The organism is Blautia sp. MCC270, assembly GCF_018785605.1.
GTDB lineage: Bacteria > Bacillota > Clostridia > Lachnospirales > Lachnospiraceae > Blautia_A > Blautia_A fusiformis.
Genome location: NZ_WQQD01000045.1, coordinates 1 through 16706 on the forward strand (window position 1 = coordinate 1; position 16706 = coordinate 16706).

Here is a 16706-nt window from a genome sequence, read left to right on the forward strand (position 1 = left end):
TTTTTTCGATCCAGCATTCTCATCGCGTTTGTTTTGGCTTCTTTTCCCATTTCTGTCACTCCTCGGATTTTTCTCAGTTGTCTTTCCACTCATCAAGCTCATCCAGATCCTCATCATTCATCAGATCCGGGTTATTCCTGTAATTTCCATATTCTTCCTGCTCATCAAAATCCGCCATATTTTCAATATCCATCCGACGTCTTTTCTGCTGCAGTTTTTCAAAATCTTCATAGCTGTCCCTGTTTTCCGACTCATCAAAACGATCATAGTCTTCATGATCCTCCGGATCTGCATAGCGGGATCTGCTTCCCGTTCCTGCATTCCTTCGTTCCCTGGTGCTGCTGCTCTGGCTGTATCTGCGGCCTCTTCTGTCATCCGAAGCATAATTTCTGTCGGATGTTCTGTTTCTGCCGGATGTTCCGGAAGTGCTTCTTCTTTCAGTGGAACTGCCTTTGCTGTTTCTTTCGCTTCCGGATCTTTTTCGGCTGTCTGCATAATTTCTTTCTCGTCTGTCAGAGTTGCGTCCTTCTCTGTCAGATGGTCTGCGGGAACGTCTTTCACCCCGGCTTTCCCGGTCATCGTTTGCCCGGTTTTCGTATGTATATCTGTGATCGTCCCTGTTACGGTCAGAGGTGTATTCACGACTGTTTCCTCTACGGTCCCTTCCTGCCGGCTTCCTGGTCTCCTCCGGCAGAGTTCCATCGTCGTCATCCTCTTCTTCGTCATCTTCCTCATCGTATCGGTCTTTGTTGATGGCGAACTGGATCAGCATACCAAGGATCGCAATTCCCGCTGCCATACCGACGCCATATGGAAACTGCGCCAGCCCTGCGATCTTTGCAATGGATAATCCTGCCAGAACACCACCCAGTATACTGGTTCCGACAATGATCACTCCTTTCGCATAACGCATAGCAAGTACTCCCAGTCCCACGCCGATAAGGATGCACAGGAAAAAAGAAAAAGAACTGGTCGGATGGACCAGATAGATACTCAATGTTATTCCGATACCAAATCCCAGTACAAAGATTCCTGCCCTGTAGATCAGAAACGAAACAACAGCCAGTACGATCCCCAGTCCCGCCATGGCACCTGCGATCACCATTTTATCCTGAACACCGGACATATAGGTTACACCAAAGCCGGCGCCTGCTCCGATGATAAATCCAAAGATCATCATCCAGAACCGGAGGATACGATATCCCAGGATACAGTTCAAAAGCCCGAAAACGCAGAGCACTCCATATACGATCACCATCAGCTGGCTGATCTGTTCCATACCTCCTGCTCTCTGCAGTATGTCAAATCCTCTTGACAACATATCCATATTCATAACTTACTCCTCTCTTTCCAAAACCTCCGGAAATCTTCCCGAAGATGTTTCAGAAAATAAAATATATGGTATAAAAATTATCCATCACTCCATAATGATACTCCACCTGACCAAGTCCGTGAAGTTTCATATAATACTGTGCCACATTCTGTACCACGCCATCATCCAGCAGTTCCTGACAGGCCTCGGAAAAAGCTTCCTGACTGCCAAACTTGAAACGCACTACAGCCGCACCATTATCCAGTCTCATCTTACAATAATCATATATGTCCTGCCAGCTGTAATCTTCAAAGTACCCCTGGTTCAGCACATAAAAATCCAGATCCTTCGCAGTACATGCCGGAACTGTCAGTTCTTCCGATGGTGTATAGGTTTTTTCATATTCTTCCGGGAAAGGGCAGAGATAATCGTAAATGATCGTCTTATGTTCTTCCAGCTGTGCGGCATCTCCATTTAAAAAATCCGGCTGATCCCCATTGGTAGCATCTACATAATAATACTCCTGGCCTATTTTTACAATATCCCATGCATGACCCTCTGTACTTCCTTTTGTGCTTCCGTCCACATAAATACAGGGAATATCCAGCCTTTCCAGAAGATACTGGACAGCTCCTGCATATCCGGCACAGACTGCAGATTTTTTCCAGAAAACACCTGCTATGCTCTGATCATCCTCCCCAGTCTGATACTGGGTATGGTCAATAACATACGTATAAACAATGCGTACCTTCTCGTAATCACCGGCATCCTCCGGGATCAGGGCTCTGACCTCCTGAAAGCTCTGCTCCATGGCCGTCTGTATCTCATCGATCTCGCTGTCTGTATAAGTATAGCCCGGAGTAAAAACGCAGTAATCACTGTCTGAATACGTAGTTTTGTAGATTTTTTCACGATTGTGGACCCAGAATATCTCCGGGTGGTCTTTCAATACTGCATGATAGCTTCTGTCAATACTGTCATCATCGGAGATCGTCAGATAAAACTCCTTTTCCCGGGCACGGATTCCTTTCAGCAGCTCCCGATATACTCTCTGCTCTTCTTCCGTAAGCTGTTTGAAATAATATTCCTGATGCCCTTCTTCGCTCTGGGCAACCTCCATCTGACGCAGTTCCTCTACTTCCTTTGGTTCGCCTGAAATAATGCTCTTTGCTATGGAGCGGATCTGACCCAGTGCCCCTGCCGAAGCGCTAAAGGGCTGAAGGATCACTGCAGCTGTAAGCACTGCGGCTGCCATGGGGCAGAAATTTCTTTTTTTCATAATATCATGTCCTATGTCTGAAGCAGCGATTGTAAGAAAGGGCAGCCTCCCGTGGGAGACTGCCCTTATCTTCAATCGCTGTCCCTTAGTTTTCCATTTCCAGTGTTTCTACATCATCATCAAATGTATCCACTGCATCGTCCATGGTCTCCTGATCCAGAGTCAGCGTCTCAACTTCATCTTCTTCCTCATCCTCCTGCAAAGCCTTATTCTTAAAATCTGCAAGAAGGTCACTGGAAACAGTATCACCGGATGCCAGTGCATCCTTCAGTGCATCAGATCTAACCACATCCGTGAGGAGCTTTTCTGCACTCTCCTCTGTCAGAACATCATTCTCTGTAGCTGTGGTCTCATTTTCCTCCGCCGTTGTATCCTGATAGAAGGATGGCTTTCTGATATAACGGAAGCTTGCACTGTATGCCTCACCAACCGTTACACCATTCTTGCTTGAGGAACAATGTACTGCGATCCAGTCGCCGGAATCCGTCTTTCCGCACAGGATACCAACGTGGTTGTTGCTTCCTGCTTCCGGTCCTCTCTGGAATACCAGATCTCCTGGCTGTGCATCTGCTTCGCTGACAACACCGGCCTTCTCCCACTGGTCAGAGGTTCCGTCTCCAACTGCTGCCTGCATTCCCTGATCCTTATATCCATTGATCACTGCCCAGGTAACAAAGCCGCTGCAGTCCAGACCATATGCACGGAGCGTACCGGAGCTTCTGCTGCCGTCTGCAGATACCTTCTCAACGGAGCCCCAGCTTGGATCTTCTCCGATCACCGTAGATTTACCGCCCCAGAAATATCCGACCTTACCAACCAGTGAATACGCTGCGGTGATAACATCTACACGATCCTCAGAAACATTGTCTCCCACGCTTTCACGGACAAAGCCTTTGGATGCGGTAACTACCGCACAGAGAAGCTTACAGTCTGTTTCCACATATTTCTTAAGGACGCTTCTGTCTTTCTTTGCAATATTGTTCTTCTTGATGTAGTAGTTGATCTTGCGATTTCCGTAGGATATCTTGGTAATATCCTGCTTGTCCCTGACGATGGGGTTCATCTCCGCAAAGATCCTTGCCAGATCATCCTTGCAGGATGCATCCAATGTAAATGACGTTGCTCCTGCTTTGCTCTTTTCGTAAATATAAACAGCAAGGATATCCTGCCAGTTTCTTACCAGAAGTGTATTCTCCGTATCGGTAAGCTTGTTCTTCTCTTTATATTCTCTTTCGATCTCTTCCATTACAGAAGCAAAATCATCAGAGAAGGACAGATGATAATTGCTTTTAAGACTATCCAGATAAAAATCCTTGCCCGCATGGAGATTGGATACCATATTTGTCACATAAACAGGATCTCCAATCTGTGTTGCTGTGGCGTTATTTCCATCTGTGATCTCTGTATTCTTGTTATCTTCCGTGCTGCTATCATCTTTTTTGTTGCCTTTTTTGTTATCACTGCCGTTCTTGTCGACAGCTGCAAGCTTGGCTTCTGCCTCAGTCAGGATCTTATAATTCGTAACCTTGGCCTTTTCTGTATTAGACAGTGCCTCATAAGCTGCACGTACGCTATCTATCTCCGCTTTATCTGCTGCTGTGATCGTTCTGCCTGCCAATGCTTTGATCTTCCGGATCACCGCCTGTACCTTTGCAGAGTCATCCCTGGCCGGTGTTGCCGTCGGTGCAGGTGTTGCGGTTGGCTCCGGCGTTGCCGTTGGTGCAGGTGTCGCTGTCGGTTCCGGTGTTGCCGTTGGTACAGGTGTCGCTGTCGGCTCCGGTGTTCCCGTCGGCGCAGGTGTTGCAGTTGGCTCCGGTGTTTCCGTCGGCGCAGGTGTCGGTGTATCTGTTGGCTCCGGCGCTGTAGTTGGTTCCGGGTCAGGTGCAGCAGTTATTTCCGGTTCCGGTGCAGCTGTCGGCACCGGTTCTGCCGGAACTTCCGGTTCCGGTTCACTTACCTCACTCCCGTCTCCTGAAACACCTTCCTCAGCAACAACATTATCTGCTTCCTCGGCGGCTTTTACTCCGGTTGGAATTGCCAGTACCATAGCTGATAACATCGTGATGCAAAAAAACTTATTCAGGTACTTGTTCTTCATATTTATTAAGATGCTCCCTTCTTTCCTTGAACATCCCTTTACTTCCCCTATAATAAAGGTCTGCCTTAAACCGTTTGATAACTTAAAGTTTAATTCAATTTATTTTAGCATACGAAAATCGTGAAATCAACTGTTCTGGTAGGATATCTCCTTCAATTCATCTATTTTTCACTTTTTATTCACATTTTTGTAAGATTTTTTAGAGTTTACCATAACGTAAAAAAGCCACAGTGCTCTCACACACTGCGGCTTTTTATATACTGTCAGACAGTCACTGCCGGCTGTCCGCCCATATGAAACTGTTTTCTGACACAGAGCTGAAAAATCCCCTGTACAACCTGATAGCACACCCGAAGGATAAAACGGATGTCATCGGCAATGCATCGAGGGCTTTCCAGATAATATGCATGACGCTCACGGATATATTCCACAAGTTCCTCAAAGCTTTCAAACTGCTTCGCTTCTTCCAGCTGGCTGTCTGCTGCGCCACTGAGGATACATTCTCTCAGGCGGTTCTTCAGCTCAGCTTCATAAGAATTATGTGCTGCAAGATTTCCTTTGTATGTTTTGTTATGAGGAAAAGTAAAATAATCAGCCATATAATGCATGACCTCACCGAATCTTCTCCAGTATACTCTGGCATTCTCTTCCTCCGGGTTCTTCTCGACAAGCGCCCTCATCTTATTCTGGAGGTGATCGAATGTTCCGAAAAACTCATGTCTGGTGGTGAGAAACGATGGTTTCAGATCAGGCATGATATTGCCCAGGCAAAACGCTTTTCTGTGCTGCTGGAGACTGTACACCTCAGACATCTGGTCAGCCAGGTATCTGCCTAACAGTATATGTGATTTTTTACGCAATTTTTTCCCTCTTCCTTCTTTCCTGATCCAGATCCTGACCGGTCAACAGTAATTTGGTTCCGCCCGGTCCTCTTCTGGGATCCATAAATCATCCGTTTACCGGAACCAACTTTACTATAGCACTGTTTTTTCAAATAATCAAATAAAGATTATGTAAATTTAATCCAGATCAAAAAGCTGCCGTTGCTTCAGATCAATAGATGCCCAGACGGTACTTGTCTTCGGTTCTCCGTAAAGATAAACCGTGCTGGAAACCAAGCAGCATATATAATTCACTTTTTGTTCCAATCCCTCCATCAAGTCCAACACTGTTGTGCGCAGCTTCAACCAGGGTCTTTGCCCTATCTTCAGTAACTCCTCTGCCACGCATCTTTTTATCATGCCAGATCTTTCGGATCCCATTTACTCCAAGCGCGATCACATCTTTTGGCAATGGTGCTTTTTCAAGCACTGCCAGGCCGCTTATTGCATCAAATCGTGTGTATAATCCCAGATATTCCGGGAAATGTATTGCAAGCCATCTCTGAATCCTGTTTGCAGATATGTTGTGCTGCTTCATGATCCCGTCACGGCTGTATACCAGGTCTCTTATCAGAACTGCAATCTTTTTATTCTCAGTCTTAAGTGTCTCTGCCCAAAGGCTGAAAGAATTGAACCCTTCCAGATCGTTATGAAAAGAAAAAATACGTTTTGTAAGTTCGCGTCCTCTGTTATCAAAAGCTCTTGCATAATGTATCTGGCTTCCGATATCAACTCCGACAACCATTGTTGAATCTGTTACTTGCTCAATCTTTTCATTCTGTGTATAATTCATTTGGAACCTCCAGTGCTTGATTGTTTTGTTTACATCCGCCAAGATGCAACTCAATCATACCTTGAGGTTCTTTTTTATTCAATTGGCGCTTTTAATGAATTACAGGAATGCTCCTTATTATATTTTTCAATCTCGTCATCAATAATTGAATCTACATGAGGGAACAGACAACCGGGACCTCCATAGGTAATACATGGAATGAAATGTCCATGTGGTGCATACTCCTCACATGCTCTTCTGACCTCCTTACGGATCTCTTCTTCTGTGGAATCCACACGGTCTACGATCGAAGCATCGATTCCGCCCATAAGTGTCATTCTTCCGTTCAGCTGTTTCTGGAGCTTCGGAATATCATTCTGCGGAAGTGTTCCCTGCCAGATGTCAATCCCAAGATCAACCATATCCTCTATGATCGGTTCCATGAAGGAATCTGCGTGATGCATGATGATCACTCCATGGTCTTTCATATATTTATAGGATCTTTCATACTGTGGTTTGATAAATTCTCTCCATGTGTCCGGACTGATGAACAGGGACTGCTTGGAACCCCAGTCATCATGGGAAAGGATGATATCCGGGTGGAGATTATCAACGATCAGCTTTGTAAGCTGGAAACGGTACTCCCCAATGGCATTGCAGAGATCCATCATATCCTCCGGCTCAAGAAGGAAGTTCACCAGCATATCCTCAAATCCCATCAGGAAGTGAAGCCTCTCAAAAACACCTGTAGGCATAAATGCCATGAAAAGGCTTCCTGAATCCTTTATCTCCTGTGCCTTCTGTTTAAATGGTTCCCATAAAGCCGGATCCGAGCACTGACCGACAATATCCGGAATCACCAGCTGCTCTTTCCATTCTGTGATATCATCAATGACCTTGTTGTCCTCTGTTACATGTGGCATTGCAGCCAGCTGTTCCTGGGGCCAGAGGATCTCAGTTCCGAAAAGATCCTTCATAGGCTCCATACCACGGTGACGGTTTCCACGCACATAATTATTTGCCGGGTTCGGCGGGTAAAAGGTCGCACCCTCATACTGTCTCAGAAGTCGTTCTGGCCTGCCGTCCTTTTTTATCGTTTCAAGTAAAATCTCCGATGCTTTCAACATAATGCTTCCTCCTTTATTATCCTGTGATCTTTCAAAATACCCGATCACTTATCTTTATGATCTTGCGTCAATCTCAGCCTGATACTGAAGAACCTTTTCCTTTGTGATCTTAAATCCAAACACCAGAAGTAGAAGACCTGCCAGACAGAAAATAGCCGGAACAAGTGCAAAGGAAATCGTCATTCCCTGACGGGCCGTTCCCTCAAGAACAACTCCGGATTTCCAGCCTACCGCCACAAGACAGGCGCTGAGGATCGTTCCTCTTAAGAATACGGCAATCTTCAGCGGAAGATTCTGTAATCCCATAATCCATCCGGATGCATCTTTTCCGCTCTTCCATGTTGCATACACTACAGTGTCCGCATAAAGTGCAGGTGAAGCTGCAAAAGCCATACCATAGAAGAACTGGGCAAGTGTCATAAGGGCGATCACTGTCATTGCATTTCCATAGAAAATATATACAAGGAACAGTGATACTGCCATTCCTGCATAAGCAATGATCATAGTTGTACGGGACGATATTGCTTTTGCAATGTATCTCATGGAAAAAGCTCCGATGATGGCACCGATGGCAACACAGAGAAGATAAGTGGTCATCAGTCCCGGATTTCCCATTGCATCCCTGAAATAGTAAATAGCAGATGCTGCTGTTACAAATTTCACACACCATTTTGCAAGGTCTGCCAGCATCAGGACCATAAGAGGCGGATTCTGAAACAGGGAAGCAAACATCTCTCTGATCGTGATCTTTGTTTTGTCATTTTTCTTTCCTGCGGTTTCCGTTTCAATCTCTTCATAGCCTTCCGTCATCTTGAAATGGGCGAAATAGGTTACGACCATCAGAATACCCAGGCAGAAAGCTGCTGCTGCAAATTTATTTTTCTCACCGACATATCCGGCAAGAAGTGTTGCAAATGGAAGACCCATATAGGAAAACAACAGACCGCCTATGTTATTCCAGGTTGCCCTGGAGGATGCAAGCGTTGCTTTGTCTTCCGGTGTTTTACCAACAATACTGATCAGGGTTGCATTGGCAACATAGCTGAAATTCCATGCCACATGAGATGCGATGGATGCGGCAATGATCACCACTGCCGAAAGCCATTCATTATCACTGACACGTATGAACATGAATGCGTACAGAAACGGCACCATCCACGGAACCATGATCAGCCAGGAACGATAACGCCCCCATTTCTTTGCTTTTGTGCCATTGATGATTCCTCCGTAAAGCCAGGACAGACAGGCATCAACAATGGTAAATACGGAATTGATCACACCAGCCACACCAGCTGCAAAGCCTGCCAGATCCGTCAGAAATGTCATAAAGTAAAATGTCTCGATATTACTCATAAGAACAAATCCGGCATCACCAACACCAAAGAAATATTTCAGGGCATTTGTAAGACCCTTTTTCTGTTTCGGATCTTGTTTCGGTATTTCATTTTTACTCATTTTCTTTCCCCCTTCGCTGTTTTTTGTGGGACCGGCCATTTCCACAACTTCACGTTACCTTTGATGGTTATAGTATAGTTGTTTTTTTCTTGTTCGTAAATCCGCACACTTCTTCATTCTTTCTCCAATGCTTCATACTTTTTGTACAGTTATTATTGTAAATATGCACAAATAATTCCCTCTCCGTTTTCTTTTTATTTTCCGTCTAATATGTTATAATTTCCTATAAATACAAGGCTTTTATGAATTGGAGGAAATATTTTGAACAAAAGAGAGCATTTCGTGAATAGCCTGCATACAGGCTTCCATCTTAATCTCCAGATCATTGCTGACGATTTTGCGGAGAAAAAAGAGGATGTTTCCATCCTCTGCCGTGAAGACCCCCTGACGCTGGATGGTCTTCGCATATATCAGGCAGGAGCCCTGCTGAAGCCATGCTACCTTTATCTTGTCTTCGGCAATTCTCTTTCCGAAAGCTTCCTGCGATACCAGAACATCGCATTTGTAGTGGTGGGCTCCGGTGATCTTTCCTGCTTTTCCGAAAGCTGCAGGATCCTTCACATTAAGGGAACCCTTTCTTTTTCTGAGGTCTTCAACCAAATACAGCAGACCTTTGACAGATATTCTGACTGGGACAGTAAACTCCAGCTTGCACTTGGAAGTATCGATCCGCTGAATGAGATGCTGGAAGCCAGTCTGGATATATTTCATAATCCGGTTTTTGCCCACGACACCAACTTTTATATCCTTTCTTCTCCCCGGCACGTAACCGGTATGTCCGAATGGGTCCATGACCAGCGTACAGGTAGACTCATCGCACCTTTAAGCCTGATTCAGGATTTCAAGCTTGATGCCGAATACCAGCGCACACTTATCACCCACGGCGCCAATATTTATTCCGAAGAGCTCCGCGGTTACCGTATCCTCTACATGAATCTCTGGGTCAGCGGCAATTATCAGGGCAGGCTTTGTGTAGATGAGCTCCAGACGGAGATACAGCCCGGACATTTTTCTGCTCTTGAGTATCTTGGCTCCTTTATCGAGCTATGCATCCGTCGGCACAATCTGTTCCAAATCTCAATGGGAAATGACTCCCGGCAGTTCTTCACGGAGTATCTTTCCGGAAAGCTCACAGAACTACAGGCAGTTACCGATCAGATCCAGTATCTGAACTGGAATCGCCATGACCGATATCTTGTACTTCGTCTGGAAACCCAGCAGCAGGATGACCGTATGCACTCTTCCATCGCCACACTGGGACACATTGAAGCCCAGATCCCGGAAGGTCTGGCTTTTACCTATCAGCAGGGAATCGTTGTGATCGTTAATCTGTCCTTTAAGCACTCTGTATCTTCCGATGTTATCAGTTCACTTGCGATCATCCTGCGCGAAGGGCTTTTTAAAATGGGAGTAAGCTCTGAATTTCGTGATTTTCTCCTGATCCCTCAGGGATATATTCAGGCTGTTTCCGCCTTGCGCCTGGGCAAAAAAAGTCAGAGCATGGCCTGGTGCTATCATTTTGATGCTTATCTTCTGGAATATATGCTTTCCCAGATCAGCCATCAGATCAGTCCCGAGCTTCTGGTCTCTTCACGGCTGGATGCACTGCAGAATTATGACCGAAAAAACAATACTGAGCTGTATCACACACTCAAGGTCTATCTGGAGCATGAACGCAATTCTCTTCAGACAGCCCGTGAGCTTTTTATACATAGAAGTTCCCTGACCTACCGTCTGGAGCGCATCCAGAAACTCACAAAGGTTGATCTGGATAATCCGAAAGACCGGCTTCTTCTGCAGCTCTGCTTTCTTCTGCAGGAAAAGGACCAGACTGTCACCTGACAACCTGGTCCTTTTTTCTGCTTATATCTGTAAAAACTCCAATCCGAAATAATGTTCCATCCATAGCCTGATGGTTTCTTCCGAATCGCTTATTTTCGTTTCAATGGATCCATCTTCCTTCTGGATTGTAAGAACATCCCCGGTCAGCGCAACACTTCCTTCCGGTCTGCAGATGCTCACCACTCTTTTTCTGGTAATTAATACATCTGGAGATTTTGCACAATAGAAATTCAGCAGTTCAAAATCTGCTTCTACTGTAGGAGTCTGTGAAAATCTGAGTATTGGCAGATATTTTTCTTCTTTCCTTCGTTCAACAAGTATCTCTCCGTTTGTATTTCCCGGCTTCATGTTAACACGGTACCATCCGTTTTTTTCTCTGTGGATACCATCCTTCATAAGAACCGGCTTCTTGGGTCCGGGACCTCCGTATCCTACATCACAGTAATAGCTTCCTTCCCCAAAAATAACAAGGGTTGCCCGGTGCAGGACCGGCGGAAGCTCTTCCCGGTTCCACAATATCCTTACCGCCACAGGGATCACACGGAAATCCAAAGCTTTCAGAAGCTCATAAAACAATTTATTCAGCTCAAAGCAATATCCACCTCGTTTTCTGACAATGATCTTCTCATAAATATCTTCCCACTTCAGAGAAGGAATCCTTCCCTCGTCAAAAACTTCCAGATTTTCAAAGGGAATACTGCAAAGATGAAGGTCCATTATCTTTTCCAGACATTTTTTATCTGTTCTTAATTCACCCTCATATCCGATCCTGTTCAGATATGCCTCCCGTTCTCTGTCATTCATTTTTTCACTCCTGTTCTATTCAAGAAGATAACAGCTGGTATAGGCGATCGTACAGGGACCATAATAGTATTTCAGACCATTTGCCTGGCATACCTGTGTTACCAGCATTCCATAGGCTTCCATCGAAGAAAATGCCTGTTCGGGGAAACGGCATGGAGCATCCGGATATGTACACGTTTTACATTTTGTACAGCACCCGGCCCCTATGGGGAGCATACCCGGCCATCTTTCTCTGAGCACTTTTTCAAATTCATAAAAATTCTGTTTATGAACCGCTTCGGTCTCCATCATCGTCTCTCCGTCCAGAGGATCCTCCAGTTTCCCCACTGTCTGGACAATAATGCCTTCCCTGTACTTTTCTATCTTTTTTCTGCATACTTCAAGATCTCCGCATCCGGGAGGACAGCTCCAGCGTTTTGCATACATATGGCAGGTATTATTTTTGCACATTTCCCTTACCTCCGGCATAAGCTGGATCGAATCGCTCTTCAGAAGTGCTACATAAGAAAATCCTGCCTTTTTTCCCATCTCTTCCAGTTCTTTTATATTAAGCATATCCATTCTCCTCGCATTACGGAAAGCATAAGCCATCCACAAAACAGTCCTGGAACTCCGGCGAAGCTGCCAGCTCCACAAAATCCATATTTTTGACAGTTCGATCCATTTCTTTTCTTTCCTCTTCATTCAGGAGTGCGATCCTGGCACCTTCGCCTGCCGCATTTCCCACCGGCTGTATCCTGGGCAGCAGCTCAGCCGGGAACATCCCGATCGCCGCCGCACTTTCCGGATTCATGTAATTGCCGAATGCACCGGCAAGATAGACCCGTTTAATATCCTTTTCTGTGATCTCCAGTCTTTTCATAAGAAGAAAAATTCCTGCTGCGATAGCCGCTTTTGCCAGCTGCACCTCTCCGATATCCTTCTGTGTCAGATAAACGCCCCTGTCATTTCCCGACTTTTCCGGAGGTACCAGCACAAACACTCCCGCCTTTTCCTGGCCGCTTTCCAGATGACCACTTTCATCAATAAAGCCAGCCAGGTACAGCTGTGCCACAAGATCGATCAGACCTGAACCGCATAAGCCTGCCGGAGCCTTATTTCCTATAGTCGTGTATTCCCATTTTCCATCTTTGTATACTACATGATCTACTGCTCCTGCTCCTCCGCGCATCCCGCACTCGATCTTTGCACCTTCAAATGCCGGACCGGCAGCTGTTGAACAGCAGGCTAATCTCGTTTTATTTCCAAGGACCATCTCCCCGTTCGTTCCAATATCGATCATAAGGCTGATCTCGTTCTGCTGATCCTGTCTGAGCGCCAAAATGCAGCCACAGGTATCTGCCCCTACATACCCGGCTATATCAGGCAGCATAAGCAGCTGCCCCTTTCTGTGGATATGGAGCCCATATTGCTCTGCATTCAGTGTAAGCCCCTGACTGATCGCCGGATTATACGGTGCATGGACCAGCGATGCCGGAGAAATCCCAAGAAAAAGATGATGCATGCAGGTATTTCCTACCACAGATACCTGACAGATATCTAATGTGCTTCTTCCTGCTTCCTCTGCCAGTTCCTGGAGCATTTCATCAACCGCATTCCGTATGCAGCCGGTCAGCTGCTCTACGCCATGCTCCAGAGCATGATCCGCCCGCATGATCACATCTGCGCCATACTGAGTCTGTGGGTTCATTCTGCTCTTGAGAGCCAGCTGCTTCCCGGTCAATGCATCCATAAGATAGCCGACCACCGTCGTGGTACCTATATCAAAAGCCGCAAAACAGATTTTTTTCTCTTCTCTGCTGATATCCAGGATCTCATTTCCTGCACAGATCACATACCATTCTTCTGCTTCTTTTCTGCAGCCGTAAAGCTTCGATGCAATTTCAGTATCAGGCAGAACAGGTTTTTCCACATCCAGCTGTTCTGTCAGCCGCTCCCATTCAGAGCGGTTGTCTCCTGTCTCCGGTTTCTTAAGAATCACTTTTTTCTGTTTCAGATCAGGCCTGAACGCAACCGGTCTCTGCATTCCTTCTGTAAGGATCTCCTCTTCCTGGCATCCGGACAATGTATCTACTTCAAGGTCACTATGGATTTCCGTCTGACATGCAAGCACCATGTGATCTTCTATTTTAACACGACATTTCCCGCACTTTCCCCGGCCTCCGCAGGGTGCATCAGGAACCAGCTTTGCTTTTCTTTCCGCCTCAAGGATCCTGGTACCCGGTTCCACCAGGATCTCCTTTTCCTCCCTGATAAATTTTATTCGGTACATTTTCATCCCTCCGATGGTCACTGTAAAGCAAAAGCCGCTCTGCCGTCTATGCCATGCACAGACAATACAGAGCGGCCCGTTTTATTTTCCCTTATGCTGCCAAAGCTTTTGCAAGAACTGCTGCGCTTGCTGCATCTTCTGAATATCCATCTGCGCCGATCTCATCTGCAAACTCCTTCGTGATCGGTGCTCCTCCAACCATGATCTTAACATTGCTTCTGAAATCTTCCGCATTAAGTGCTGCAACTGTATCTTTCAGAGCCGGCATTGTAGTTGTGAGCAGCGCTGAAAGTGCAATTACCTTAACATCCGGATTTTCTTTGTAACATTCAATAACCTTCGATGCAGGTACATCAACACCGAGATCAATAACTTCAAAGCCGGCACTTTCGATCATCATCGCAACAAGATTCTTTCCGATATCATGAAGATCTCCTGCTACAGTAGCGATGATAAGTTTTCCCATACTTCCTGTAGCGCCGGATGCAAGATGTGGTTTCAGAACCTCAACACCCTTTTTCATTGCACGGGCTGCTACCAGCATTTCCGGAACAAAGATTTCTCCGTTCTTAAATCTTTCACCTACAACAGCCATTGCATCGATCATGCTGTTAAGAATCTCTGTTGCCTCACAGCCTTCATCAAGAGCTGACTGTACAGCTGCACCTACAAGTTTTGCTTTTCCTTTTTCTACCAATTCTGCTACTTCTGTGATTTTTGACATAATCAAACACCTCCGCTTTTTATTTTTTATCCGCATTCCGCATATGCGTTTTATTTATTTTTTTACAGGTCCGATCAGACCTTCTCTGTATGCTCCGATGTATTCCATACAGTAATCATCCAGGCCAAGCAATGCCTCTGTTGCATATACAAGTCCAAGCATATCTCTGTTTGTAGGATCCATGATCGCACTGTCAAGGCCGGCATTCATTGCAAGTACCACAAATCCGAAATTGATAAGCTTACGTACCGGCAAATTGAATGAAATGTTGCTGATTGCCGCTGTAATGTGGATCATCGGATACTGTTTACGGACATTTGAAATTACTTCCACGTTCATCGCAATACCATCTTCAGATGTACAGAGCATCTCAACCAATGGATCGATATGGATACGGTCCGGTGAAATTCCGTACTCTTTCGCTTTTGCCATGATCTTGTCAAATACCTTCAGTCTGTCTTCCGCACTTTTGGGGATACCTGTATCATCGCTTAAAAGTGCGATAACCTGCCACCCTTTGTTTTCAGGCTGTGCCATGAGAGGAAAAATCTTATCGATCTTATCCCCTTCACCGGATACAGAGTTAAATATACCCGGTTTTCTGCAGAATTTGTAAGCTTCTGTAAGAACATCTGCGCTGGGACTGTCTACGGAAATCGGAAGATCTGTCACTTCCTGAATACAGTCGATCATCCATTTCAAGGTTTCTACTTCTTCTGCTTCCGGAACAGATGCGCAACAATCGATATAGCTTGCTCCTGAGTTTGCCTGAGCAAGTGCCCGCTGCTTGATGAATTCTGCATCTCTGTTTGCGATCGCCTCCGCCACAGAGGGGATGGATCCATTGATTTTTTCACCTATGATTATCATATTATTTATCCTCCCGTTAACATATTCTGGCCTGCATCAAGAATTGTTACTGTTCATTCCGTTCTCAGTAACACGCTTCGCAGAATATTACCAATGAACAGTAACCAGGAATTCTTATTTCAGTTCCATGTCTTTCATATAATGATTGTATCAAAATAAATGCAAAAAACCAGCCGCATTTCATACCATAAACATTGCATTTATTCCTACATTTTGTAGGAATGTTTTTTAGGAAAGACCTTCGTAAGCAGCAATCTAAAATAAGCCCATAAATCATAGCTTTGTCTACGATTTATGAGCTTATGCTAATACTTATTTCATATTCCTTAAATTTCCCTGAAATCCGGTGTCCCGTACAGGTCATACGGAGTACTCTGGTATACGTAATAATTCAACCAGTTCGTATACAGGTTGTTGGCATGGGCCCTCCAGGTGAGGAGTGGTTTGTTGTTTGGATCGTCATCTTTGTAATAGTTCTTCGGGATTTCAATAGGCAGACCCTTGGCAAGGTCTCTTTTATATTCGCCATCCAAAGTCACGCGGTCGTATTCCGGATGTCCCATAACAAAGATTTTACGTCCTCCCTCTGCCATTGCAAGGAACAGACCAGCCTCTTCGCTTTCCGCCAGGACCGTAAGGTCTTTGCATGCATGGATATCTGCAATAGGAACTTCTGTGTGTCTGGAATGCGGCGCAAGAAATACATCATCAAAGCCCCGGACCAGCGGGATCTTACGGTTCAGTACCCTGTGCTGGAAAAGTCCGAACATTTTCTTATCCAGAGGTTTTTTCTCCAGGCCATAAAAATGATAAAGACTGGCCTGCGCTGCCCAACAGAGAAAGATCGTGGAAGTCACATGCTTCTCAGTCCAATCCATAATCTCAGTCAGCTCATTCCAGTAATCCACTTCCTCAAAAGGCATCTGCTCCACCGGTGCTCCTGTGATGATCATTCCATCAAATTTACTTTTCTTTATATCGGTGAACGTTTCATAAAACTTGTTCAGATGGCTGAGAGATGTATTCTTGGCTTCATGGCTCTCCACAGCCATAAATGTCACATCCACCTGCAGCGGTGTATTGGAAAGAGAACGCAGAAGCTGCAGCTCTGTTTCTTCTTTCAGCGGCATCAGATTCAGGATCAGAATATGGATCGGACGGATATCCTGGTGCATGGCACGTTTTTCGTCCATTACAAATATATTTTCTCTCTCCAGGATCTCCTTTACCGGAAGATCCCCCTGTGTTTTGATCGGCATTGTTTGCCCTC

14 protein-coding genes are annotated in these 16706 nt (G+C 45.5%); 1 reads left to right on the plus strand and 13 read right to left on the minus strand.

The annotated features are described in order from the left end of the window. Nucleotides 1-73 precede the first annotated feature (73 nt). From GPK58_RS10935 to GPK58_RS10965, 7 genes are all read right to left on the minus strand, one after another. Nucleotides 74-1333, minus strand: coding sequence for a TMEM198/TM7SF3 family protein (locus tag GPK58_RS10935; RefSeq protein ID WP_215638646.1), 1260 nt, complete (start codon nt 1331-1333; stop codon nt 74-76). Nucleotides 1334-1382: 49 nt separating this feature from the next. Beyond that, the gene (locus GPK58_RS10940; RefSeq protein WP_242872538.1) at nt 1383-2591 is read right to left on the minus strand and encodes a transglutaminase domain-containing protein; all 1209 of its coding nucleotides are present in this window, start codon (nt 2589-2591) and stop codon (nt 1383-1385) included. Between the two features lie 85 nt (nt 2592-2676). After that, complete coding sequence (locus GPK58_RS10945) at nt 2677-4689, minus strand: C40 family peptidase (RefSeq protein ID WP_215638647.1); 2013 nt, start codon at nt 4687-4689, stop codon at nt 2677-2679. A 263-nt stretch (nt 4690-4952) separates the two neighbouring features. Further along, nucleotides 4953-5549 (minus strand): zinc dependent phospholipase C family protein, encoded by a 597-nt coding sequence (locus GPK58_RS10950; protein WP_022426477.1) that lies wholly within the window; start codon nt 5547-5549, stop codon nt 4953-4955. Between the two features lie 193 nt (nt 5550-5742). Next, the gene (locus GPK58_RS10955) at nt 5743-6405 is read right to left on the minus strand and encodes an IS110 family transposase (RefSeq protein WP_215638648.1); all 663 of its coding nucleotides are present in this window, start codon (nt 6403-6405) and stop codon (nt 5743-5745) included. 32 nt (nt 6406-6437) lie between these two features. After that, nucleotides 6438-7469: a uroporphyrinogen decarboxylase family protein gene (locus GPK58_RS10960; RefSeq protein WP_110102183.1), complete on the minus strand. Its 1032-nt coding sequence runs from the start codon at nt 7467-7469 to the stop codon at nt 6438-6440. Between the two features lie 54 nt (nt 7470-7523). Next, a complete protein-coding gene (locus tag GPK58_RS10965) occupies nt 7524-8924 on the minus strand; it encodes an MFS transporter (protein ID WP_022426479.1) in 1401 nt (466 codons plus the stop codon). A gap of 261 nt (nt 8925-9185) precedes the next feature. Between GPK58_RS10965 and GPK58_RS10970 the strand changes: the two genes are divergently transcribed. Further along, nucleotides 9186-10766 carry a PucR family transcriptional regulator gene (locus GPK58_RS10970; RefSeq protein WP_092068990.1) on the plus strand — a complete coding sequence of 527 codons (1581 nt, stop codon included), beginning with the start codon at nt 9186-9188 and terminating at the stop codon, nt 10764-10766. A 21-nt stretch (nt 10767-10787) separates the two neighbouring features. Here the strand turns inward: GPK58_RS10970 and GPK58_RS10975 are convergent, their stop codons facing one another. From GPK58_RS10975 to metA, 6 genes are all read right to left on the minus strand, one after another. Continuing rightward, a complete protein-coding gene (locus tag GPK58_RS10975; protein ID WP_215638649.1) occupies nt 10788-11570 on the minus strand; it encodes an arylamine N-acetyltransferase family protein in 783 nt (260 codons plus the stop codon). A gap of 15 nt (nt 11571-11585) precedes the next feature. After that, entirely contained in the window at nt 11586-12125 is a 540-nt protein-coding gene (locus GPK58_RS10980; RefSeq protein WP_022426482.1) for a DUF2284 domain-containing protein, read from the minus strand. Nucleotides 12126-12141: 16 nt separating this feature from the next. Further along, nucleotides 12142-13842: an ASKHA domain-containing protein gene (locus GPK58_RS10985; protein WP_237971280.1), complete on the minus strand. Its 1701-nt coding sequence runs from the start codon at nt 13840-13842 to the stop codon at nt 12142-12144. 91 nt (nt 13843-13933) lie between these two features. After that, nucleotides 13934-14566: a corrinoid protein gene (locus tag GPK58_RS10990; protein WP_015524728.1), complete on the minus strand. Its 633-nt coding sequence runs from the start codon at nt 14564-14566 to the stop codon at nt 13934-13936. A gap of 54 nt (nt 14567-14620) precedes the next feature. Continuing rightward, on the minus strand, nt 14621-15436 hold the full coding sequence (locus GPK58_RS10995) for a methyltetrahydrofolate cobalamin methyltransferase (RefSeq protein ID WP_173723373.1): 816 nt from the start codon (nt 15434-15436) through the stop codon (nt 14621-14623). A 326-nt stretch (nt 15437-15762) separates the two neighbouring features. After that, nucleotides 15763-16695: a homoserine O-acetyltransferase MetA gene (gene metA, locus GPK58_RS11000; protein ID WP_173741060.1), complete on the minus strand. Its 933-nt coding sequence runs from the start codon at nt 16693-16695 to the stop codon at nt 15763-15765. Nucleotides 16696-16706: the final 11 nt, after the last annotated feature.